Raw genomic sequence first — 24,535 nt, forward strand, 5'->3', positions numbered from 1 at the left:
TCCTGATTGCTCTGGGCGTTATCTTCTAAATCAATTTTGGCATGCAGCATTTATCAGGTATTCTTTGACCGGGAGGTGAAAAACATGGCAGTTGGAGCAGGTACTTTCGGCGGAACATTTGGCGGCGGCGGTTGCCTCTGCGGCATCGCGATCGTAGTGGTTATCATTCTCCTCTTAATTGCAATGGGGATCGTTTTCTAAATGATCTGATATAGGATTGATCTTATTCAATATCCAGAATAAAGAATCAATAGTCAACAAATCTTTAATATTTTGAAGAAGACAGCCCGAGACATCAAAACTCTGTGCTGTCTTCTTTGACCGCCATGATACTTTAAAGCAAGCCAATTCCGGGGAAAATGTAAATGGCTTTTTTTGTCGAAAAAAATTGCTTAAAATAGGCTCAAATGTTAGAATATGACTCAGAGCATTGCATATCCTCGACCTTAAAAAATTTCTTATCTAATTTTCAAATATAATTTAAAAAATAAAAGCAAAATGGATTATGTTAAAGGAATTTAAGGAAAAAAAAAGAATTAATGCTCCATGATTAACATATTCGGTTGTAATTTAGCCTGTATTTCCGAAAATGAGATTAATGCCTATACCCAACTAATCTCGGAAAAAAGAAAAATAAGTTTGGGCAGAATGAAGTATATCGAAGATGTGAAAAGATCTTTACTGGGAGAACTGCTTATCCGCAAAATTGTCAGGAAAAATTATTTCCGAGGAAATGCTGAAATTTCTTTTGGTGTAAACGATTATGGCAAGCCTTATGTCAAAGACCTAGAAGCATTTCATTTCAGTATTGCCCACTCTGGAGAATGGGTTGTTTGTGCGACAAGCGATCAAAAAGTAGGTGTTGATCTCGAACAGATCCGTCCGGTTGACCTGGAGATTGCCAGACAGCATTTTACTGAACAAGAGAACAGGTTCTTAACGAGCCTCAGCCAGGACAGGAAAGTAGAATACTTTTTTAAACTTTGGACGCTTAAAGAAAGCTATCTTAAAGCAAAGGGCACAGGCCTTGCGGGTAATCTTAAAGAAGCTGATTTTTCCAGCATGGCCGGATCCAGTTTTTCTTATCCGAATGAAGGGCTGTTCTTTTATATTTGCCCATTTGATCCGGGTTACGCTGTAGCAGCATGCGGCTGCGAAAAAGAATTCAGTCCCGAAGTTCATGAGGTAAACATCCGATATTCAGACTTTTGAGCTTCTCTGAATACAAGCCATAGTTTATAAGGTTGACAAGGTACGGGAAAATTTGCAGATTTATGGAGGGCTGCTGTTCTATGGTCGAATATTATCCATTATCAATTCCGCAAAGAGGCATTTGGTATTTAGAGAAACTTCATCCAGGCACAAGCATCGGCAATATTGCTTCAACCTTGAAAATTAAAGAGAGCATAGATCTCCGGCTTCTCGAAAAGTCCATCAACCTTGTGATCGAAAAAAATGAAGCGCTCAGGTTCAGGTTTCGGGAAAAAGACGGACAGGTATTCCAATATGTTGCCGAATTTACATATTCGAAAATAGATTTCTTTGATTTCAGCGAGGGTGGTCTCAAACGGCTGTATGTCTGGGACCAGGATGAGACCAAAAAACCATTTACCATTAATGACAGCCCGCTGGTTTATTTTTCTATCATTAAAATCAACGAAAAAGAGAATGTGATATACTGCAAAATCCACCATCTCATTTCTGATGGGTGGACTGTTGTTTATATAGGCAATAAAATTATGGAGTATTATAACATGCTGAAAGAAGGCGTTTCCTTTAATCAGGAAAATGACCCTTCTTATTTGGAATATGTCCATAGTGAACTTGAGTACATGCATTCTCCTAAGTATATCAAAGATAAGGAATACTGGGAAAATGTCTTTGCGGATACACCGGAAATGACCACACTGAAAAGCAAAGCAGCCAAGATAAACCATACCGAAGCTGTTAGAAAAACGTTTAAAATTCCCAATAAATTGTCCGGAAAAATTTCTCAATACTGCCTGGAAAATAAAACATCGATTTTTACCCTTTATATTTCCGCGCTCTGTATCTATATCAATAGAATATCCAATAAAGAAGATATCGTTCTTGGGGTGCCTGTACTGAACCGCGCCAATGCTCGGGAAAAGAAAACAGTCGGAATGTTCATCAGCACGATACCGCTTAGGGTCAATATCGATAACGATACAAATTTCCAGGATTTCTGCCATAAGCTGACTAGAAACTGGATGGATATCCTGAGGCATCAAAAATATCCGTATGATGAGATTTTAAAACATGTTAGAAAACACAACAGAAGTATCGAAAAATTATATGAAATTGCCGTATCTTACCAAAATGCCAAATTTGTTAAAAACAGTGATATTAATAGCTGTGAAGGCAGATGGCATTTTTGCGGTCACCAGACAGAATCACTTTATATTCATATTAACGAACGCGAAGACGACGGCAATATCATTATTGACTATGACTATCTGACGGATCTTTTCTATAGCAAGGAAATTGAATTTATTCATGACCATGTGCTGAGAATTCTTTGGCATGCATTAGACAATTCTGTAAAAAAAATCTCCAAACTAGAGATGATTTCAGAGAAGGAAAAGCAGAGAATCCTGTGTGAGTTCAATAACACCGGATTATTCTTCCCTCACAACAAAACGGTTGCCCAGTTATTCGAAGAACAAGCAGAAAGAACGCCGGCCAAAACAGCATTGATTTTTGAGGAGAGTAGTATCTCCTATTATGAGTTGAATCAAAGAGCGAACCGGCTTGCCAGAGTACTCAGGGACAAGGGCGTTGGGGCTAACAAATTTGTAGGAATTTTTGTTCCACGTTCTCTGGAGATGATTGTATCGATCCTGGCAGTACTGAAAGCCGGCGGTGCTTACCTGCCAATTGATCCTGACTATCCTTCCCAGCGAATCGATTATATGCTTGAAGACAGCCATACTACGATTCTGTTAACCTGTCAGAAACTCATGAAAGAGATCCATTTCAGCGGGGAAGTTATCGATGTTTTTAGTCACAATGAACAATTGGCTGGATTAGCTAACCTGCCGAAAGTCAATACACCACAGGATATCGCCTATCTGATTTATACATCCGGTTCGACTGGAAAGCCCAAGGGTGTCATGGTCCAGCATTCAGCCATTGTGAATCTGATTTCGGGAATAACGGCAAAGATCGACTTTTCTCCCGAGAAGGTCATGCTGTCGGTCACAACGATTTCTTTTGATATTTTTGTCGCGGAATCTTTATTGCCTCTCAGCAGGGGGCTCACAGTCGTAATCGCGAACGAAAAGCAGCAAATTATTCCGGAAGAACTTAATAAAGTAATGTATAATCATGATATTAATATATTTCAGGCCACACCTTCAAGGGTTCAGCTGCTGCTGAGTAGCGATCTGGAGCTTACGGGGATCAGAAATCTTACTGATATTCTAGTAACTGGAGAAGCAATGTCCACTGCGGTATTGAACGATTTAAAAAGGGTCGTATCGTCCTCAGCAAAAATATATGATTTATATGGGCCGACCGAAACGACGATTTGGTCGACTATGGCCGATGTTACTTATGAAAGGAAGCCCCATATCGGCAAACCTATTGCTAATACGCAGGTTTATATCCTTGACCACTATATGAATTTACTGCCAATTGGAATTCCAGGGGATTTGTTTATCGGTGGAACGGGTGTCTCGAAAGGCTATTTTGGAAAAGACGATCTAACCGCTGAACGCTTTATTGCCAATCCTTTTCTTCCTGGAGAAAGACTTTATAAAACAGGGGACCTTGCTAGGTGGTATCCAGAAGGAGATATTGAATACCTGGGGAGGACTGATTATCAAATAAAAATCAGAGGATACCGAATTGAGCTTGGTGAGATTGAAGACGAACTTCTTCAACATCCTAACATTAGGGAGGCCGTTGCGGTTGTCAAAGAAAATTTAAACAATAGTAAAGTAATATGTGCTTATATTGTTGCAGATACAGAAATAGGCAGTACTGAGGTAAAGGCCTATTTAGCACAGTATCTGCCTGATTATATGATCCCAAGCTATATTATCCCAGTTGATTTCATTCCTAAAACTCCAAATAATAAGATTGACAGGAATTCACTACCTGAGTGTGAGGAAAATGCAGCAAAACCTATTCTACCAAGAAATTCATTAGAAAGGACAATTGCGAAAGTCTGGTGCTCTTTACTGGGTAGAAAATCTGTCGGTATTGATGATAATTTCTTTGATCTAGGCGGAGACTCACTTACGATTGTCCAGCTTCAAGTCCTGTTGACGAAAAAAGGTATTGATATAGAGATTCAGGATCTTTATGAATATCAGACGATCAGACAAATATCCGAGAATATGGAGGCTCAAAAAGACAGTGCTCAAAGTGGTTTGATTAGTGAAAACCCGATCGAGGAGATTAGTCTTGATTATGATGTACAGCCTAGCCTGAAGAGGGCGCAGCACATCTTGCTGACCGGAGCTACTGGTTTTTTAGGGATACATTTGCTGGAACAGCTGTTTAAGCAAAAAGACTGTAATATTTACTGTTTATTGAGAGGAAAAACGATTCGGGAAGCGGAAGATAAACTGCGAAAACAACTGGACTTTTATTTCAATGGAAGATACAGTCAGGAGTTAAACCAGCGGATCATCATTATTCCTGGTGATATTGCGCAGGACCAGTTTGGACTGGATGGCAATATTTATCAATATCTTCTGGGAAAGATCGACCTAGTCATTCATTCAGCTGCAATCGTAAAGCATTACGGGTTATATAGGGACTATCTGAATGTCAACATTAAAGGCACAGAAAGAGTAGCTGAATTCTGTCTACAGGGAGATATTCGTCTGAACTATGTTTCTTCGATTACTGTGTCGGGAAACTATCTTACAAATAACATCCACGAGGAAAGGGTAGATTTTACAGAATCAGACTTGTATATCGGACAGGATTACAGCGGCAACGTTTACGTAAAAAGCAAGTTTGAATCGGAACGATTTATTTATCAGAACGTCAAAAATGGTTTAAAGGCGGATGTCTATCGCATCGGTGTTTTGACCGGTCGTTACAACGACGGGCAATTTCAGAAAAATATTCAGGAAAATGGTTTCTATGAGAGGATTAAAGCAATTATTGAGCTTGGTTTTGTTCCGAAAATCTGGACGGATGAACAGTTAGAATTTACTCCGGTCGATTATTGCAGCGAAGCGATAGGCAGGTTAATCAATTTATCTGCAGGAACACGTATCTTCCATTTGTTTAATCATAAAACGGTCAGCCTTGCCAAAGTAGTTGAGATGTTAAACAATTTGGGCATCCATATTGAAATTGTTCCTAATGATGTTTTTGTTCAGATTGTTGAAAAGAATATGAAAAAGCATAACGTCAGTCCTGCCGTTAACGAGCTGCTAAAGGGAAAGTTTTCTGCTTATTTTCAGACGGTGAATGTTAAATCAGAGATTACCCGGAATGAATTGAACCTAGCAGATTTTGACTGGCCGGATATTGACCAGGCTTATATTTCAAAAATTATTTGTTATATGAGCAAGATCAATTATCTAAATGAAAACCAGGTTAGAAGGAACATTGTATGTTAAAAAAGATGAAAGAGTCTTTTCAAAAGAGAATAAGTCTGCAGATAACACTTATCTATACACTCGTTATTCTTTGTACGGTACTCGCATTATATTTTATCATTCCGTTTGTATTCAACTATCCACCAGGATCCATCAATACCAGCTTTGATGTTGACGTATCCTATATATCCTACAATACTCAGTTTATTATTATTACGTTTTTGATTATCATTCCGAGCTTCATATTTTTTAAATTGTCGCTTTCCAATATTGATCAGTGGGCTTCTTTAGTAGCGGAAAATTCTGAGGAGTCACGTTTGAAACTGCACAAGATCAGGAAAAAATGTATTAACATACCCTATATTATTTATTTCGGACAAATCATTGTATCGCTCATTGTCTTGTTTATCATTCTATTTATCACAGGTAGTCATCCGTTAACCTTGATCTACCGAATTGTCATTCTGGTATTTTCTTTCGCAACGCTGGCAGCACTTTTCTCCTTCATTTTCTCCAAAAGAATGTTTACCAATATCCTATTAAAGACTTCCGCCAATAATGAGCTTCAAGGAATAAATCTAAGCATTCGAAGAAAAATCATACTTCACGTCTTGCCAACAATTATCATCGCCATTTTATTTACATCTTTAGTTGGCTATTCCAGATTGATTACCGAAAAAGGCGATCTTATTTATAAAATGTATTCAGAACAGCTAAAAACGAATGTTGTCATGGGGACTTATGATGAAAAAAAGGTAATAGAGGCTCTAAGTCGCATTGTCTTGGTGAATAAAGACCATGATTCGAGGTTTATTATTACACCAGAGGGAGATTATATTTCTCTTGATAATAAAAATGCAAGTAATTTTTTTATTAAATATGCCATTGAAGTATCGAACAACTATGACGGAAGAATCTATGAAGACTATACAGTCGAATCTCAGGGAACATCTGTAAGAGTTCCAGGCCCTAACGGCGATTATATTATTGGTATTAAATATGATATTTCTTCCTATAATACAATTGTTTATTTTTCTGTAAGCTTCATCCTGCTGTTCATGATTAACTTTATTGTCTTAAACTACTTCTCCAGGTCCCTCGGTGAGGACGTTTCGAGGGTTGCTAAAAACCTCTCGGACATCTCGCATGGCGTTAACGTTGATCTTGATCAGAAGCTGGCAATTACCTCCAATGATGAAATTGGGGATCTGATTATTGCCTTCAATAAAATCCAAGAAAAAGAAAAAGCAAACATTGAATCGATGAAAGAAAACCAGGCCATCATTCTGGAACAAGAAAGGCTGGCTTCGCTTGGCCAGCTGATTGGCGGAATCGCCCATAACCTGAAAACACCGATCATGTCGATTGCCGGAGGTATCGAGGCACTCAAGGATTTAACGAATGAATACAAGGAATCTATTGAAGATAAAGCTGTATCACCTGCCGATCATTACGAGATTGCAAAAGAGATGCAGGAATGGCTTGATAAGATGAAGCCATACTGTTCCTATATGACAGATATTATCAGCGCAGTTAAAGGTCAGGCAGTACAGATGAACTACGCCGGCTCAGATAAGTTCACCGTGGAAGATTTGGTCAAAAGAATTGACGTTTTGATGAAGCATGAGCTGAAAAAATACCACTGCAAGCTTAAACCTGATTTCCAAATTGATCTGCAGACAGAAATACGAGGAGAGCTGAACAGCCTGGTACAAGTATTTGACAATCTGATCATCAACGCAATGCATGCCTACGAGGGACAAATAGGAGAGATTGGTTTCAGCATTTACAAAGAAAGACATAACCTCGAATTTGTTCTAAGCGATCATGGTAAGGGTATTCCTGAGGAAGTGCAGAAAAAACTGTTCAAGGAAATGTTTACGACCAAAGGTAAAAATGGCACAGGTCTTGGACTTTACATGTCGTATTCTACAATTAAAGGACGATTTTCGGGTAATATGAGGTTTAAATCGCAGGAAGGCGTCGGCACTACATTCTATATCACAATTCCTTATCTATTCGCACACGTACAGGAGGCTAACGATGAGACGTTCAACTAATCGCGTTAATCTAGACTACAAAATTTTAATTGTTGATGACGAACAAGGAATTATTGATTCGCTGTCTGTTGTCCTAAAAAGAAGCGGCTACCAATTTGTTGGCCTGACCGATCCGTTGGAGGCTATTGAAAAAGTCCGTGAAGAGAAGTATGATTTGTTGATTCTTGACTATTTAATGTATCCGATCCATGGAGACAAGGTCGTAGAGAGAATCAGAGAGTTCAACAACGAACTGTATATTCTTTTGCTGACAGGCCACAAGGATCTTGCTCCGCCGCTGGAAACCATCAAAGCACTGGAAATCCAGGGTTACTGCGAAAAAGGTGACCGTTTTGACCAGCTGCTCCTGCTCGTTGAATCTGGAATCAAATCGATTTCCCAAATGCGGACGATCAAGAAGTTCCAGGAAGGCCTGAATAAAATTCTGCAGTCTGTTCCTAAAATATATCAGCTTCAGCCGATAGACAACATTCTGGAGGATATTCTGGCTGAAATCCTGCCTTTGGTCAACAGTAAAAATGCTTTTATTCTGGTCGATGATATCACCAGGATTAGTTCCGGCAATAACAGCATATTTAAAGGGATTGGGAAATATAAGAAAAAAGTGGCCGATTTTATGGAAATGCTTGATCCGGAACTAATGGAGTTTATTGGCAGCGCCAGAATCAATAAAAAGGTCGTTAAGCTTGATAAAAAAGTAATTATTCCTCTGATTAACGAATATCTTCAGGACATTGGCATCATTTTTGTAGAAGGGGACGATCTTGAGGATGGACTGAAACTGCTTGAGATCTATTCCAACCAGGCCTCCTCATCTATCAATAATGCGTTTCTACATTCCTTAGTGAATATTAAAAATGATGAGCTGAACAAAACGTATGATCAGCTCAGAGAAACCTACATGGATACGATTGAAGCCCTAAGAATGGTCGTCGATGCAAAGGATATTTATACCCGCGGTCATTCCGACAGAGTAGCCTATTTTGCCGTTAAAATCGGTGAGGCTTTCCATTTCTCCAAGGAGGAGCTCGAATTGCTGCGGATCAGCGGTATTTTCCATGATGTTGGGAAAATAGGTACTTCAGATGATATTCTGTTTAAGTCCCAGAAGCTAAACGAGAAAGAGTATGAAGAAATTAAAAAACACCCGTTGAAAGGGGCAAGAATTTTGTCGGCCGTATCGATGTTTAAAGAGGTGGTTCCGATTGTCAAATGTCACCATGAACGCATCGATGGCAAAGGATATCCAGAAGGGCTGACGAAAGATGAAATCCCGTTCCCGGCGAGAATTATTTCTGTTGCCGATGCTTTTGATGCGATGATTTCCGACCGGCGCTATCGCTCCAGACTGAAGTTTGAGGAAGCCAGGAATCAGCTCATTCAGGGATCCGGGACTCAATTTGATGCGGAAGTAGTCGAGAAATTCATTCACCAGCTGACTGATTTCGAACAAATGGCTAAGGAGGTTGCTTCAACGTTTGAATGAAATTCATAAAATCGTAATTGAAAGTTCACGTAACGGACATAATGAACCCTTACAATCGTAGATATCATCGTGCAGTTATGTAAGGAGAGAATCTGATGACGATACTTATACCGGCCTATGAACCGGATGAACGGCTTCTAAGGTTGATAGAGAATATAAAAGAAAAGTGCGATTTTCAGATTGTGATTGTAGACGACGGCAGTGGCAAGCCTTATGAGAGGATATTCAAAGGCGCAGGCAAATTGGGCTGCACCGTGTTAACACATCCGGTCAATCAAGGCAAAGGGGCTGCCCTGAAGACGGGATTTCGATATATTAAGGAAAAAGGTGAAAAAGAAGGGGTTATCTGTGCCGACAGTGACGGACAGCATTTACCTGAAGATATCATCAGAGTTGCCCAGGTTGCCAAGGAACACCGCGGATTTATCGTTCTTGGCTCCCGGAAGTTTTCCGGCAAAGTTCCTCCACGCAGCCGTTTCGGAAATACGGTAACCCGGGCAGTATTTTCTGTCTCTTCGGGTTCGCATTTGACCGATACGCAAACAGGTTTAAGAGGATATTCAGCTGATATGTTCGACTGGTTAGGCGGCATCCAGGGGAAAAGATTTGAATATGAAATGAACATTCTGCTCGAGGCGAAGGCAGCGGGCTATTGGTTCTACGAAGTATGGATCAATACAGTCTATGACGAAAAAAATAGATCCTCCCATTTCCGGACCTTTTCAGATTCGGCCAGAGTATATTACCCGATTCTTAAATTTTGTACCTCTTCTTTGATGTCCGGAGCGCTTGACTTTGCTCTGTTGCTATTGTTTCAATTCTCCACATCAAATCTACTGATCGCTGTAGTTGGGGCAAGAGTCTGCAGTTCCATTTTCAATTACAGCATGAACCATTACTTTGTCTTTTCCCGGAACCAAAACACGGAACATTATAAATCTGTCCCGAAATACTTTTCACTCGTCGTATTTATCATGGCATGTAATTACGGACTGATGTATCTCTTCCACATTCTGATCGGTACACCATTGGTTTTTGCCAAGATTATCACAGAATTAACACTTTTCTTATTCAGTTACTGGTTGCAGCGTAACTTTGTATTTAGTTCGAAAAAAGCCCCTGATCACGGCAAATAAAAAAACAAAAAAGATGATTTGCTCTGTAGTCCGTGGCCACGCCCGGCTTTTTTGTTTTTAGTGCAAGGTTCGATACCATATTGGGCATTGGTTTGGACATAGGTTCCTAATTCAGCACGCAAATAGGAATAAGTAGGAATGAATATGAAGAAATACGCGATGTATCCCCCCCACCAGGATTGTAAAAATTGAAGCGTAATTTATAATTGATCTAAGCAGTCCATGAAAAATTTACAGAAATATGGAGGTGCTGTAGAATGCATATGGCAGATGCTTTGATTTCGCCGGTAATTGGTGGAACCATGTGGGTCGCTACCGCAGGGGTAGCGGCTTATTCGATAAAAAAAATTCAGGATGATTTGGAGGAAAAAAAGGTTCCTTTGATGGGAGTTATGGGAGCTTTTGTTTTTGCATCCCAGATGATCAATTTTTCGATTCCAGGAACGGGTTCCAGTGGACATCTTGGAGGAGGGTTGATTCTAGCTGCTATGCTTGGGCCGTACGCTGGGTTCCTGGCCATGGCATCAATATTGTTGATACAGGCCTTGTTTTTTGGCGATGGCGGGCTTTTGGCTTACGGCTGTAATGTATTCAACCTGGGATTCTATACTTGTTTTATTACTTATCCTCTGATATTCAAGTGGTTTGTTAAAAAAGGGCTTTCGGCTAAACGCATCATGGCCGGCTCGATGATTGCAGCGATTGTCGGGCTTCAACTGGGGGCTTTCAGCGTTGTTTTGGAAACGTTCTTTTCTGGAAAGACGGAGCTTCCGTTTTCAACTTTTGTGCTCATGATGCAGCCTATCCATCTTGCAATCGGGATTGTAGAAGGGCTGGTTACCGCCGCAGTGCTTACTTTTGTATGGAAAGCGCGGCCTGAACTTATTGAAAAGCAGGTATCGGGGAAAATCTCAGACAATACTTCCCTCAAACGGATCATATACGGACTTGCTATTACAGCAGTCATTATCGGTGGGGGACTTTCCTGGTTTGCATCGTCAAATCCGGATGGCTTGGAATGGTCTATGAAAAAGACGGCCGGGATCACGGAGCTGGCAGAGTCTGGTGGAATTTATGGTATATTGTCAGATATTCAAAGCAAAACAGCATTTTTGCCGGATTACAGTTTTAAAAATGATGACAGTGTGAGCGAAGAACAGGCCTCAGAGACAAGCACTGAGGCAACATGGCCAGCTGTAGATGCAGGAACAACAGTATCCGGATTGGTGGGCGGTGCGATGACACTCGTATTGGCAGTCATGATAGGTTTTTTTATCCGCTACGTAAAGAAAAGAAAGAAGAAAGTTACTGCATGAACCATCTTACGGTGGGAAACGATATCAAACGATATCCTTGAATTATTATATTCCGGAAGTAGGCTTGAAAAGCAATAATGGCTGACTTTACAAGTTCGTTGTACAACATGAGGCTCATGGATGAGCTGGCCTGTAAGGACACGTTTGTCCATAAGCTTCATCCGCTGATTAAGATATTGACGACGATCGCATACTTATTCGTCGTGGTCTCCTATGACAGGCATGAAATTATCGGTTTGCTGCCCATGCTTTTCTACCCGGTGGTGGTTTTTTTTCTTGCAGAGCTGCCGATCAAACAGGTGCTGGCAAGATTACTCCTGATCGAACCGTTTATTATTGCAATCGGTATTTTAAACCCGTTTTTTGATTCTCAGGTCATTATCGTGGGTGGATTTGCAATATCCAGAGGGTGGATCACTTTCGCTTCAATCCTGCTGAAAAGTCTCTTCACGATCACAGCTGCTCTGATTCTCATTTGTACGACAGGAATGGATAAACTTGCCGCCGGTTTGCGTATGCTGAAGGTTCCACGGCTTTTTGTTTTGCAGCTGCTGCTGACATACAGGTATATTTCCGTCTTGATCGAAGAAGTATCCAGAAGCATAAGGGCATATAAGCTTCGAGCCCCCCAGCAAAAAGGCATTCACCCCAGTGTTTGGGGAACACTCGTTGGCCAGCTGCTCCTGCGGACGATTGACAGGGCCGAGAGAGTGTATCAGGCAATGTTTGTACGCGGTTTTACAGGGGAATACTATACAGGAGCCGACACATGGGTAACCTTAAGGGATGTCGCCTATTTCGGCGGCTGGCTGTCGTTTTTTATTTTAGCAAGAATGGTTAATATTCCATTAATGATTGGTCTATTAATATCAGGAGTGATAAGTTAAATGAGCCATCATAAGTTAGAGACCAAAACAATTAATTATGTTTATCCGGACGGCAACAAGGCGGTTAAGGATATCTCATTCACAATTCACCATGGGGAGTCGGTCGGTATTGTCGGTGCGAACGGTGCAGGAAAATCCACCCTACTCATGTTACTGATGGGTGTTCTTTTTCCGAGCAGCGGAGAGGTGTTGGTCGGCGATATTCACGTTACCAAAAAAACATTGCCGTTAATCCGCCAAAGACTCGGAATGGTTTTCCAGGACCCGGATGACCAACTTTTTATGTCGACGGTCTATGACGATGTGGCCTTTGGTCCCCGGAATTACCGTTATGATGAAAAGGAGGTGGAAAGCAGGGTTTTTCAAGCTTTGGAGATGGTCGGCATCTTACATCTGAAAGACCGTCCGCCTTTTAAACTGTCCGGCGGAGAAAAAAGAGCAGCAGCGATTGCATCTGTTCTTTCTATGCAGCCCGATGTCCTGATTATGGATGAACCGACTGCTTCGCTTGACCCAAGATCGCGCCGTAGAGTCATCAACTTGCTGAATTGTTTCGAACATACCAAAATCATTACGAGCCACGATCTCGATATGATCCTAGATATCAGCACGAGAGTCATCGTGATCAAGGACGGCGAAATTGCTGCCGACGGAGCGGCTGCCGAAATATTGGCAGACGAGGCACTGCTTGACCAATGCGGGCTTGAGGTGCCGATTTCGCTGCAAAAATGCCCGAAATGCGGTGCTGTTTTTTCATAATTTTGTAAACAAAAGTTCACAGAATTGTCATAAATAATGATTATAATAATAAATAATCTGTAACCCGATTATTTTGCATAAGCAAATTTAATTTAAAAGGTGGGGAATGACGTGGACTTTAACAACGATAACCATTATAAAGACAATAACGCTTATCACGACTATCCGTATAATGGGGAGCAGCCGCGGAGAAAGAAACCGGGGATCATGGTTATTGCAATTGTCGCGATCATCAGCGCCTTGCTTGGTGGGACGGCATCTCTCACTTTGGCCCCAATAATCTATCCTGAAATCATGAGTATCCAAAATCAGAGCGGCAGTTCGGCTAAGACAAATGCACTCGCCACAACCCCGGCGGTCGCGAATACTTCGACGAGTGCAGACAGCAGTGGCAGCACGTATCCGGTGGTAGAGATATCGAAAAAAGTAGGTCCGGCTGTCGTGGGGATTGCCAATTTTCAGAGCGGCGGCAATCTATTTGGCCGGTCAAGTGAACTTGCCGAAGTAGCCAGCGGGTCCGGCTTTATTATCGATGCGCAGAAAGGGCTTATTGTGACTAACAATCACGTTATCGAAGGTGCTGAGAAACTGGTCGTAAGTCTCGCTGATGGGCGTAATATCACAGGCAAACTCGTGGGAGGAGATGCGCGGACAGATCTGGCCGTTGTTCAAATATCAGCCGACAATCTGACTGCAGTCAGTCTTGGAGATTCCAGTACGCTTCAAGTCGGAGAACCTGTGGTTGCGATTGGGAATCCAGGTGGAGAAAATTTTGCCCGCTCTGTGACGACGGGTGTGATTTCAGCGACGAACCGTTTTCTGGAGCTGCAAGGAGAAGCAAGTTTTAATCTAATTCAGACCGATGCGGCGATCAACCCCGGAAATAGCGGAGGACCACTGGTAGATTATCATGGAAAGGTCGTTGGCATCAATGCAGCTAAAAACCAAGACACCGGCTATGAAGGAATGGGCTTTGCGATTCCGATTACGGACGCCTGGCCGACGATCCAACAGCTGATTAAGAAGGGCTATGCTGCCCATCCAGGCATTCTGGTCTCGATCGACGAACGGTATACTGTTGAATGGGCTTCCCAGCAGGGATGGCCTGCTGGCGCCTATATTTCAGCGGTTTCAACTGAAGGACCTGCCTATAAAGCTGGGATTCGTGCCGGAGATGTCATTACCAAGGTTAATGGCGTTGAAATCACCAGTTCGCTTGAAATGACCCATGAATTGTTTAAATTTGAGGTTGGAGATGCGGTCACCGTTACCTATTACCGTCAGGGGAACACAAAAGACGTTAAGGTTACACTGACAGAATTAAAATCCTGAGCAGCCGACCTTAGCGATCAGATAAGAAAAAACCTTGCACCGTTCTGAGATGCGAGGTTTTTTCTTATGTTGCTTATACGAAAGCAATTCCTTTGCAGGAGCTCGTTTCGATCAGCTATCAGGATCGGAATTCCTGCACCAGTTTTTCAAACGCAGGAATGGAATTCACGATGGTATCCATACTTACGCAGTAAGATATCCTGATATAACCGGGACAGCCAAATCCGTTTCCGGGGACAAGCAATAAATGATATTTAACGGCCCTTTTGACAAATTCAACATCGTCCTCGATCAGTGCTTTCGGGAAAAGGTAAAAGGCTCCCTGCGGTTTGACGCATTCAAAACCAAGTGCAGTCAAATGCTCATATAAATAATCTCTTTTCTTTTGATAATCCGCGGCATCTGTTTTGACATCAAGGGAATCACCGACAACTTTCTGGAACAATCCGGGAGCATTGACAAACCCAAGTGTTCGGTTACAAAAGCTCAAAGCGTTATTCAGCACGTCAGCGTCTTTAATTTGGCTGCTCGTTGCAATATATCCGATTCTTTCTCCGGCAAGGCCGAGCGATTTACTGAAGGAATTAACAATGATGCTGTTTTCAAAAATGGACAGGATGTTCGGGATTTTCATCCCGTCATAGACAATCTGGTCATAGGGCTGATCAGAAATAATATAGATAACAGTTTTATATTCATCTTGTTTTTTTAGCAGGACTTCTTTGATTTGTTTCAGCTTCTCCTTGCTGTAGACAATGCCGGTGGGATTGTTTGGGGTATTAATAATAATCGCCTTTGTTTTAGGCGAAATCACTTTTTCCAGGGCATCCAAGTCTGGCTCGAGTGTCCGGCGGTCCGGCGGTACAATGATTGGTTTCCCACCATGGTTATCTGTATAGAACATATATTCAACAAAATAGGGGGCGAAGATAATAACCTCTTCACCAGGATTCAGAAGCGCTTTCAGTACAACATTCAGTCCGCCGGCAGCGCCGACCGTCATGATAATATTATCTTGGGTAAGTTCGATTTCACTGTCATGCTGAAGCGACCGGGCAATTTTTTCTCTGACTTCGGGATAGCCGGCATTGTTCATGTATTTATGAATCCCTTTATAATTCCCGGTGACATAGTTTTTTAGAGATTCTATGACCTCTTCCGGCGGCTCAGAAAAGGGGTTGCCCAAACTGAAGTCATAGACGTTTTCGCGTCCATAAATTTTAGTGAGTCTTTCCCCTTCCTCAAACATTGCTCTGATCCAGGAGGCATTCTTTAAATTATTGACTACTTTTTCCGAAAACACGCACATTTCTCCTTTAGGAACATCTCATATTATTACTGGTATTATTCTACCTCATTTGATCTTGACAAAAAAGTCTATTTGCTGAAGTCTGGCAAAATATCCGTATCGATGAAAAAACGTCAGGAATAAAAGAAAACAGGAATATAGAAGAAAATGTCGAATTTTACAGTTAATCAGACGAGAAAAAGATTTGAGGGATTAAAATGTTCTATGCCTATTTAAATGATCAGGCTGCAGTCATTATCATTTTATGTTTTTCTTTTCTGAATTTGGTATTTGTATTTACCATGAACAAGGAAAAGAGTTTTTCAGCTCTTTTTGGATTCAGTTTTATTGTGCCGTTTCTATTAGCACTGCTTAGTATAGCCTATCCTGACATGGTACTGCGTATTAAAGTGCTTCATCATACAAATTTTGCTTTTCTCTGCTTGTTGTTTATACTGATATTATCATGGCGGTGGAAGAATTACGCTGCATCTGCCGCTTTAAGCGTAATTTTTCCCTTTTTGGTACTTTTCATAGTCATGAAGGCCGACCACCTGCCGGTTATTCTGACGATAACGGAATTCTTAAGCGGTGCGGATGTTGTCCTGACAGCCGGGATTATTGTATTGATGCATCAATTTCTCGGCGAAAAGCAGATGTCATTGACCTGGGGAGTCATATTTATGGGTTCTGGACAGCTGCTCCAATATGAATTTCCTACCAATTCCTCTTTCCTGATTCCGTTCTGTCAGTTTGCCGCGTACCTACTGTTTTACTGTTATATCCAAAAAACATCAAAGGAGCCATATCGTTTAAAATTGGCGAACGCTGAAGAGAAGATTGTAGACATCAATAAGACCATCAACTACGAAGTAAAGAGAAAAATGCTGGAAATGGAATTGCACAATGAACACTTGCTCAATATGGTCCAGAGAGATCCGCTGGTCGATGCGTATAATAAAAAGGGGATCATGAATTATTTTGGAAACCTGATTGATGATCCCAAGATAGGCGAATTCACACTCATGCTCTTTGACATTGATAATTTTAAAAGCATCAATGATAACCGTGGACATGTTGTCGGGGACATGGTCCTCAAAAAGGTCGTAAGTATTGCCAAGGAAAATATCAGGGAATTTGACATACTTGGTCGTTATGGAGGAGATGAATTCCTGGTCATTTTGCCGAAAACCAAAATAACGGATGCCCTGATTGTCGCCGAACGGTTCAGAAAAAGAGTCAGTGAAGAGCCGGGTATTTCGGTTTCTATAGGACTAGCTGCTTATCCGGAGGATGGCACGACAGCCCATAATCTAATTGAGACCGCTGATGCTGGCCTGTATCACTCCAAAAGGGTCGGCAAGAACGCAATAAGCCATGCAGGTTCAATGATATGAACTTTCACAGAATATTAATTGATCGTTCACGAAACGTACACATTTATTCCTTAAAATATCATCCAGGGATCAATCTCTCCTGAAACAAATAGCATTATAGACTGTTGGGGGGAAACTAAAGGGGGTTAGGCAATGGCTCTAGGGAATATACTCATTGCAGACGATGAAGCTAGAATGAGGAAACTGGTTGCTGATTTTTTAAAAAAGGAAGGGTATACCGTCATTGAAGCGGAAGATGGGAAACAAGCCCTGAATATTATTCATTCCGGGCAGCATATCAGCCTGGCCATCCTGGATGTTATGATGCCCGAGACGGATGGATGGACAGTATGTAGGGAAATCCGAAAGAGCGGCCAGATTCCGGTCATCATGCTGACGGCAAGATCTGAGGAATCGGATGAGCTGTTCGGTTTTGATCTGGGTGCAGATGAATATATTACCAAACCTTTCAGTCCGCTGATCCTGGTCGCGCGGGTTCGGGCCCTTCTTCGCAGAACCAGTGATCCGAAGGCTAGGGTTAAAAACTTTGAGGGTCTGGAGATTGATAAAAACAGGCGAGTCGTATGTATTGACGGAGAACGGGTAGATTTAAGCCCGAAGGAATATGAACTGCTTTTATATCTAGTAGATAATGAAAGCCTGGCTGTATCAAGGGAACAGATCCTGAATTCAGTTTGGGATTACGATTATTATGGTGACGCCAGAACTGTGGACACCCATATCAAACGGTTAAGGTATAAATTAGGGATCAAAGGAGATTTTATTCAAACCGTCAGAGGACTGGGATACAGATTTGAGGTAATCAGAATTTGAGGTAATTCTAATGAAATCATCAATCAAATTAAAACTATTTACTGCCATAAGTTGTCTGACCTTATTGTATGTTTTGCTTTCGTGGTTTTTAAACGACCAGTTTCTTGCGAAGTATTACTACTTGAACAAGGAAAGCACCTTGAAGGAGTACTACCATGAGATCAATGAAATCTATGATGGCGAGCCGTTCAATATTTTACTCAATCTGGAGAAAATTGAGAGGACCGAGGGCCTGAACATTACGATTCTTGATTCATCCATGTATATCAAATATATTTCTTCATTAAAAGAAGAAGAATTTTTTCATGAGCCGTTCAAAAAGCCTGGAGGCTCGGATTATGCGTTCATTCCTGATATTTCGATCCTTAAAGATGCCCAGAATTCAACGCAGCCTGTGATTGTTAAATCCACCGACCGCAGATTGAATTCCGATTTTATTAATCTGGTTGGACAGTTAAATAATGGAGACTATCTGTACCTGAACACTCCGGTGGTCGCGATCGAGGAAAGTGCGGCAATTGCCAATAAGTTTTCTCTTATTACGGGTTTGTTTATTATGGTTATCGGAGTTTTGATCGTATTTTTCTTCACAGACAGATTTACCAAACCGATTCTTCGTCTGAATGAGATTGCTCAATCTATGGTCAAACTGGATTTTGGCAAAAAATACCCGGTGCAGACCTACGATGAAATTGGTGAACTTGGGTCAAGCATTAACTCGCTTTCCACCCAATTGGAGAAATCGATCAATGAGCTTCGGCAGGCCAACGAAAAGCTCATGGAGGATATCGAAAGAGAAAGAAAAATAGACGACATGAGGAAAGAGTTTATTTCCAATGTTTCACATGAGCTAAAGACGCCGATTGCATTGATTCAGGGCTATGCCGAGGGGCTTAAGGTCAATGTCAATGAAAGTGAAGAGGATAAAGACTTCTATTGTAATGTGATCATTGATGAAAGCGCTAAGATGAATAAGCTTGTCAAACAGCTTCTGGAGTTATCGCAGATCGATGCGGGCTACACCCGACTGGAAAAAACTGATTTTGACTTAAACGAACTGGTTGAATTTGTCCTCAGAAAGAACATGCTGCTGATCAAAGAGAAAAATATTCAACTGACCAAAGAAATTCAGAATAAATTTATGGTTAATGCCGATATCGACAGGATTGAGCAAATCATTGTGAACTATCTGGTCAATGCGATCAATCATGCAGACCAGCGCAAAGAAATTAAAGTCAAGTTCGAAAAAACAGGACAAAAAGCCAGAGTAAGTGTTTTCAACTCCGGCACTCCCATTCCTGAAGAAGCTTCGGATAAGATTTGGACCAGTTTTTATAAGGTGGACAAAGCAAGAACTCGTTCTTATGGCGGCACAGGTCTCGGCCTGTCGATCGTCCGGGCTATTCAGGAACAGCATGGTAATGCGTATGGGGTTCAAAACGTGGAAAATGGCGTCGAGTTTTGGTTTGAGGTAGATTTAGCGGAATAACAAGAAAAGAGGAATTTGTGAGTGAAAAAGAAGTTATTGGTTGTGGGACTTGTTACCTTACTGATTGTGTTAACAGGGTGTTCGGCAAGTGCTTCTTCGACGGCAACGGACGACACGTCAACAGCGCAGATGGAAAGTACACAGACCGAGGGAGTTCGGCCAACCCGGCAGATGGATTTACTCGGAAAAGTGATCAGTGTGGGTGAAAAACAGCTGGTCGTCGCAGAACTGCAATCTTTGGATTCTTCACAAAGCAGACAGAAAGCAGCTCCGGGACAAGGAAATACGAGTGCAGAAGCTTCGTCAGCACGGGAAATGAATGATAAGGTGACCGGCATGAACTATACGATTGTCATTGCTGAAGATACGCCGATTTTCAGTAGAATGGCAGGTGCAGATGACGCTCAGGAAACCAGTATTAATCTGAGTGATTTAAAAGCAGGCGATACCCTGAGAATATGGGTGAATGGACTGAATACTTCAGAAAAATCCAATGCAGTATACGTGGAATTAGCGTCGCAGTAAACGACTTAAGTCAGAAGTTTCAAGAGAGAAAGTAGGATGAAGTATGAAAAAAATTGCTTTGGTCACTGATAGCACTGCGGATTTACCGGATGAACTATCAAAAAAGTGTCTGGCCCATGTTATTCCTCTTAAAATTCTATTTGGGAAAAAAAGTTTTGTGGATGGAGAGATTAGCCCCAAAGAATTTTATCGGTGTCTAGAACAGGAAGAAGAGCTTCCGAAAACCTCTCAGCCTTCCCCGGAACAGTTTGTTTCCTTATACTCGATGCTTCTTGAAGAATATCAGGAGGTGATTTCCATTCATATTTCTTCCGGCTTAAGCGGTACGTTGAACGCGGCCCATCTGGCTAAAGAAAAAATTAAAGGTGCCGTTCATCTTGTGGATTCTAAGACCATAAGCCTCGGTCTGGGATTGATGGTAATGGAGGCATCCCAAGCTATCAAAGAGGGTTTGGGATCCGTTCAAGTTCTGGATAAGCTTCAACAGGCCAGAAATAGCATTGAAACGCTTTTTACCCTAAATACGCTGGAATATCTTCAAAAAGGCGGAAGAATTGGCAGGGTATCAGGGTTTATGGGGACACTGCTGAATATCAAACCGGTAATCCGGGTAGGCAATGACGGAATTTACCAAAATTTTTGCAAAGTCCGGAGTCAAGAGAAGGCCTTAAAAAGCATCGTCAAGGCATTTCAGGACTTTGCTGGGAAAAGGACAAATATCAAATTTGCCGTTGCGCATGGATCAGCTCCCCAGGCAGGACTATATTTGAAAGAAGAACTGGAGAATGCTTTTCAAAAACCGGCGGAGATGTTTGCGCAGGTTGGAGCCGTAATAGGTGCCCATACAGGACCGGGGACAGTCGGAGCGGCTATTCAGCTGGAGTAGCCGGTGATAATACGACATTTGTCTAGTGAATTTTGAAGTGCGTCTTAAACTTTTTCTTGGGCTGTTGCAGCCTCGCACAAAATACATCGCTCACACGTTATCGCAGCTATAAACAGGAAGCCACGCTAACATTTCAAAACCTCTGGGCTTAATGTAAGTCGTCGCTCCTTGCCATCCATGGCACCACGACATTAGGCCATCCGTGGCCATGAACCGTTGAAATGTTTTAACGCTTAGGCTTCCTGTTTACTTAACGCTGCTACCACTAAAGTTTGCTTACGTATTTTGTGCAAGTCTGCAATATTTGAAGGAATTAGCATAAATAATTAGCATGGGGAGGGGGCGTAACGAAATAAAATCTTTATTTCGGTTGCGCCCCCTCTCACTTTATACGATGAAATTTTTACCGGCTGATTGCCACCACAGAGCCGCATATACATAATATTTTCGCGGGCCGCTTTCGCGATCCTGCTTGTTTATATGCTTTGGCTACTCCATCATTTCGCCCATCCGCGAGACATCATAGCCGCCCAATCCCTTGACTTCCTTGCGGTAGGCCTCAGAACGGATAATGGCCAGCAGGGTCTGGAAGTGCGGTTTATTCAGGTCTTCCTGGCGTATCACGAGGTCATATCTTTCCGTCTGCAACGGAATAAAGTCAAGCCCTGACGCCTGCATAGCTGCTTTTTCAATACCCAGCCCTACATCGGCTTCCCCCCGCGCAACTTTGCTGGCCACGGCCATATGGCTCATTTCTTCATCGTAGTAGCCATTGATTAAGTGATGTGGGAGACTCTCAAAGCGCAATTTTTCATCAAGCAAGACTCGGGCTCCTGACCCACGTTCGCGGTTAATAAACCGGACGTCCGGTCTGGTCAGGTCTTTCCAGGATATAATATCTTTAGGATTGCCGCGGGAAACATAAAAGCCTTCCTGGCGATAGACCAGATTAATCACGATTGTCTGGTGTCCGGGCATAAGTCTTCGGATATAAGGAAGATTATAATCATCAGCATCACTGTCCCAGAGATGGACAGTAGCAATGTTGGCTTCACCCCTGTAGAGTGCCAGCAGACCATCAATGCTGCCGATACAGCTTCTTAAGAATTTGATATTCGGGTATTGTTTCAAAAGGTGACGGGTCAGAATATCCAGTATGATATCTTGGCCGCAAATAACGACCGTATCCGATATAGAGACATCAGGAAAACGGACGGATTCTGAAGGACGCTCTAAGACTGGATATGGATAAGTATAAGCGTCAGTCGTCATTGAGGCACCTTTGCTTTTCTGAATATAGGCTTCGATATCCATGTCCTCTACTCTTACCTTACGTCCAACCCGGTATGCAGCAAGATCCCCGCGTTTGATCAATTCATAGACGGTATACTTGGATATTTTAAGTTTCTGGGCTACTTCTTCAGGGGTATAAGAAGTGCTTTCGAGCAATGCCAGTCACCTCAATTTTAAAATAATATTGTTTCATTATATCACAGGACAAAACAGTACTCAAAATAAAAGAACAAAACAATACTAAACACGGAAGAGTCTGCCTATTATACAAACTCGGCGCATTTTAACGTAATATAACAATAGCATAAGACAGGGAACAATGGAATGTTAGGTTATGTAAAAACGTTTATATTAGTCTACGTTGGATTAAGATTGGTATTGAAGCGCCAAAATATATACTGTATAATAATTTATGTTAGCTAGAGCTGGTTTGTATTTGTTCATGTTAAGGGAAGACCTAGAAATTGATCATATCATTTGTTTTTAGGAGGAAAATTCATGAAGAAAATGGGTGGAATTCTGGTTATGCTTTTGGTTGCGTGTTTGGTACTTGTCGGCTGTAGCAGCTCGGGCAGTTCAGCAAATCGTACTGAACAAAAAGAAACTGTTTCGGTTGAGAAAAAAGAGATTCTTGCATCAGCAGCGGCCAGTTTAAAAGATGTCATGACAGAAATAGAAACACAATATGAAACAAGAAACGCAGGGATTAATCTGACAATTAACTATGGCGCATCCGGTTCTTTACAGCAGCAGATTGAGCAGGGCGCACCGACGGATGTATTTATTTCAGCAGGAAAAAAACAAATGGACGCATTGGAAAAAGGGAATCTTTTAGCGGAAGGGACCCGGATGAACCTGCTTGGAAATGATCTTGTACTGATCACAGGAAAAGATAACAAAAGTATCACCAGTTTCCAAGATCTTGCCAAAGCCGATAAAATCAGTATCGGTACCCCGGAAAGTGTGCCGGCAGGGAAATACGCCCAGGAATCCTTAACCAGAATGAAATTATGGAACACGCTGCAAGCTCAAGATAAATTCGTGATGGCTAAAGATGTCACCCAAGTACTGACATACGTGGAAAGCGGAAATGTTGATGCAGGTATTGTCTATCAGTCTGATGCTCAGGGATCCGATAAAGTAAAAGTTATTGCAGTTGCACCGGCTGACAGCCATAGCGCCATTGTTTATCCTGCGGCTGCAATTGCCGGTACCAAGAATCTGACGGAAGCGAAGAATTTCTTAAATTACTTAAGCAGTGACGATGCTCAACAGATTTTTGTGAAATACGGTTTCAAAATAATGAAATAAAAAAGAATCATCAATATTCAATGGAAGCTGACAGCATGATAAATATTTAGTTGTTTTTTAGTTGTTTTATATCGAAATAATAGGTATGATAATACTTGCCCGAAATAAAGAATAAATATGCGAAAATTAGGGGATTATGGAAAACAGATTTATAGCAGCAAAGGAGCGTACGTTAACGCAGTATTGCTTAAAATCTGCTGTCATGTATTTCATATTTGGTTTAATTGGGTAATGTGATTAAGATATTTGTTTGGTACGGATCAGGAGAGACGCTCATGGGCTTTGACTACACACCGATTATCTTATCTCTAAAGGTTGCAATAGCAGCAGTTATCATTGTTGTTTTGTTGGGGATCCCTCTAGCCGGCCATATGGCCAGACGAAATTTTCCGGGGAAGGATCTGGTAGAGGCTTTTGTCACTCTGCCGCTGGTTCTTCCTCCTTCGGTTGTTGGCTTTATTCTTCTTTGGCTGTTCGGTAAGAATGGGCCTTTAGGTCAATTTCTGGCTGGTGTTTTTCATGTCAGCGTCGTATTCAATCTGGCCGGAGCAGTCATTGCTGCGGCTGTAGTGTCATTCCCTATGATGTATCAATCGACGAAAGCTGCAATGGAGGGAGTCGACAAAACGCTGGAGAATGCTGCCCGCACCTTGGGCGCAGGTGAGCTGCGCGTTTTTCTTACCATCACAATCCCGCTTTCCTGGCCGGGTATTGTCTCGGGGTTCATCCTATCCTTTGCGCGTTCGCTGGGGGAATTCGGAGCCACACTAATGATCGCAGGCAATATTCCCGGAAAAACGCAAACCATGCCGATTGCGATTTATATGGCCAATGAAGGCGGGGATACTGTCACGGCGATGATTCTGGTTACGATCATGACGGTGTTCAGTTTCTTGGTAATCTTTTGGCTGAACCGTTGGTCAAAAAGGCAGCAAAAAGGATTGATTCAGGAAGAGGGGAGTGAGTAAGTAA

General features: G+C 41.9%; 18 protein-coding genes. 16 read left to right on the forward strand and 2 right to left on the reverse strand.

Annotated elements, in window-relative coordinates; genetic code table 11:
* Positions 1-546 precede the first annotated feature (546 nt).
* From A7K50_RS08910 to A7K50_RS08950, 9 genes are all read left to right on the forward strand, one after another.
* Positions 547-1,212 carry a 4'-phosphopantetheinyl transferase superfamily protein gene (locus A7K50_RS08910; RefSeq protein WP_020492450.1) on the forward strand — a complete coding sequence of 222 codons (666 nt, stop codon included), beginning with the start codon at positions 547-549 and terminating at the stop codon, positions 1,210-1,212.
* An 80-nt stretch (positions 1,213-1,292) separates the two neighbouring features.
* Positions 1,293-5,606 (forward strand): thioester reductase domain-containing protein, encoded by a 4,314-nt coding sequence (locus A7K50_RS08915; RefSeq protein ID WP_119775672.1) that lies wholly within the window; start codon positions 1,293-1,295, stop codon positions 5,604-5,606.
* Positions 5,600-7,645 carry a HAMP domain-containing sensor histidine kinase gene (locus A7K50_RS08920; RefSeq protein ID WP_199698263.1) on the forward strand — a complete coding sequence of 682 codons (2,046 nt, stop codon included), beginning with the start codon at positions 5,600-5,602 and terminating at the stop codon, positions 7,643-7,645. The genes A7K50_RS08915 and A7K50_RS08920 overlap by 7 nt, the downstream gene beginning before the upstream one ends.
* Positions 7,629-9,131 (forward strand): HD domain-containing phosphohydrolase, encoded by a 1,503-nt coding sequence (locus A7K50_RS08925; protein WP_020492447.1) that lies wholly within the window; start codon positions 7,629-7,631, stop codon positions 9,129-9,131. Before A7K50_RS08920 ends, A7K50_RS08925 begins: the two co-directional genes overlap by 17 nt.
* A 95-nt stretch (positions 9,132-9,226) precedes the next feature.
* Positions 9,227-10,267: a bifunctional glycosyltransferase family 2/GtrA family protein gene (locus A7K50_RS08930; protein WP_119775674.1), complete on the forward strand. Its 1,041-nt coding sequence runs from the start codon at positions 9,227-9,229 to the stop codon at positions 10,265-10,267.
* Positions 10,268-10,524: 257 nt separating this feature from the next.
* A complete protein-coding gene (locus A7K50_RS08935; RefSeq protein ID WP_119775676.1) occupies positions 10,525-11,583 on the forward strand; it encodes an energy-coupling factor ABC transporter permease in 1,059 nt (352 codons plus the stop codon).
* Positions 11,584-11,660: 77 nt separating this feature from the next.
* On the forward strand, positions 11,661-12,470 hold the full coding sequence (gene cbiQ / locus A7K50_RS08940) for a cobalt ECF transporter T component CbiQ (protein WP_020492444.1): 810 nt from the start codon (positions 11,661-11,663) through the stop codon (positions 12,468-12,470).
* The gene (locus A7K50_RS08945; protein WP_119775678.1) at positions 12,471-13,229 is read left to right on the forward strand and encodes an ABC transporter ATP-binding protein; all 759 of its coding nucleotides are present in this window, start codon (positions 12,471-12,473) and stop codon (positions 13,227-13,229) included.
* Positions 13,230-13,340: 111 nt separating this feature from the next.
* The gene (locus tag A7K50_RS08950; RefSeq protein WP_119775680.1) at positions 13,341-14,561 is read left to right on the forward strand and encodes a trypsin-like peptidase domain-containing protein; all 1,221 of its coding nucleotides are present in this window, start codon (positions 13,341-13,343) and stop codon (positions 14,559-14,561) included.
* Positions 14,562-14,679: 118 nt separating this feature from the next.
* Here the strand turns inward: A7K50_RS08950 and A7K50_RS08955 are convergent, their stop codons facing one another.
* The gene (locus A7K50_RS08955; RefSeq protein ID WP_119775682.1) at positions 14,680-15,864 is read right to left on the reverse strand and encodes a pyridoxal phosphate-dependent aminotransferase; all 1,185 of its coding nucleotides are present in this window, start codon (positions 15,862-15,864) and stop codon (positions 14,680-14,682) included.
* Positions 15,865-16,067: 203 nt separating this feature from the next.
* Between A7K50_RS08955 and A7K50_RS08960 the strand changes: the two genes are divergently transcribed.
* From A7K50_RS08960 to A7K50_RS08980, 5 genes are all read left to right on the forward strand, one after another.
* Positions 16,068-17,246 (forward strand): GGDEF domain-containing protein, encoded by a 1,179-nt coding sequence (locus A7K50_RS08960; protein ID WP_119775684.1) that lies wholly within the window; start codon positions 16,068-16,070, stop codon positions 17,244-17,246.
* A 132-nt stretch (positions 17,247-17,378) separates the two neighbouring features.
* Positions 17,379-18,059, forward strand: coding sequence for a response regulator transcription factor (locus tag A7K50_RS08965; protein ID WP_119775686.1), 681 nt, complete (start codon positions 17,379-17,381; stop codon positions 18,057-18,059).
* Between the two features lie 10 nt (positions 18,060-18,069).
* Positions 18,070-19,548, forward strand: a complete 1,479-nt coding sequence (locus A7K50_RS08970) for a HAMP domain-containing sensor histidine kinase (protein WP_119775688.1) — start codon at positions 18,070-18,072, stop codon at positions 19,546-19,548.
* 21 nt (positions 19,549-19,569) lie between these two features.
* On the forward strand, positions 19,570-20,073 hold the full coding sequence (locus tag A7K50_RS08975) for a hypothetical protein (protein WP_119775690.1): 504 nt from the start codon (positions 19,570-19,572) through the stop codon (positions 20,071-20,073).
* A gap of 43 nt (positions 20,074-20,116) precedes the next feature.
* Positions 20,117-20,959 (forward strand): DegV family protein, encoded by an 843-nt coding sequence (locus tag A7K50_RS08980; RefSeq protein ID WP_119775692.1) that lies wholly within the window; start codon positions 20,117-20,119, stop codon positions 20,957-20,959.
* 489 nt (positions 20,960-21,448) lie between these two features.
* Here A7K50_RS08980 and A7K50_RS08985 read toward each other — a convergent pair whose 3' ends face one another.
* On the reverse strand, positions 21,449-22,408 hold the full coding sequence (locus tag A7K50_RS08985; protein WP_119775694.1) for a helix-turn-helix transcriptional regulator: 960 nt from the start codon (positions 22,406-22,408) through the stop codon (positions 21,449-21,451).
* Between the two features lie 342 nt (positions 22,409-22,750).
* Between A7K50_RS08985 and modA the strand changes: the two genes are divergently transcribed.
* Both modA and modB read left to right on the forward strand, forming a co-directional pair.
* Positions 22,751-23,563: a molybdate ABC transporter substrate-binding protein gene (modA, locus tag A7K50_RS08990; RefSeq protein ID WP_119775696.1), complete on the forward strand. Its 813-nt coding sequence runs from the start codon at positions 22,751-22,753 to the stop codon at positions 23,561-23,563.
* A 275-nt stretch (positions 23,564-23,838) separates the two neighbouring features.
* Entirely contained in the window at positions 23,839-24,531 is a 693-nt protein-coding gene (modB, locus tag A7K50_RS08995; RefSeq protein WP_119775698.1) for a molybdate ABC transporter permease subunit, read from the forward strand.
* Positions 24,532-24,535 lie beyond the last annotated feature (4 nt).

Source organism: Dehalobacter sp. MCB1, assembly GCF_003590275.1.
In the GTDB taxonomy this organism is placed as follows: Bacteria; Bacillota; Desulfitobacteriia; order Desulfitobacteriales; family Syntrophobotulaceae; genus Dehalobacter.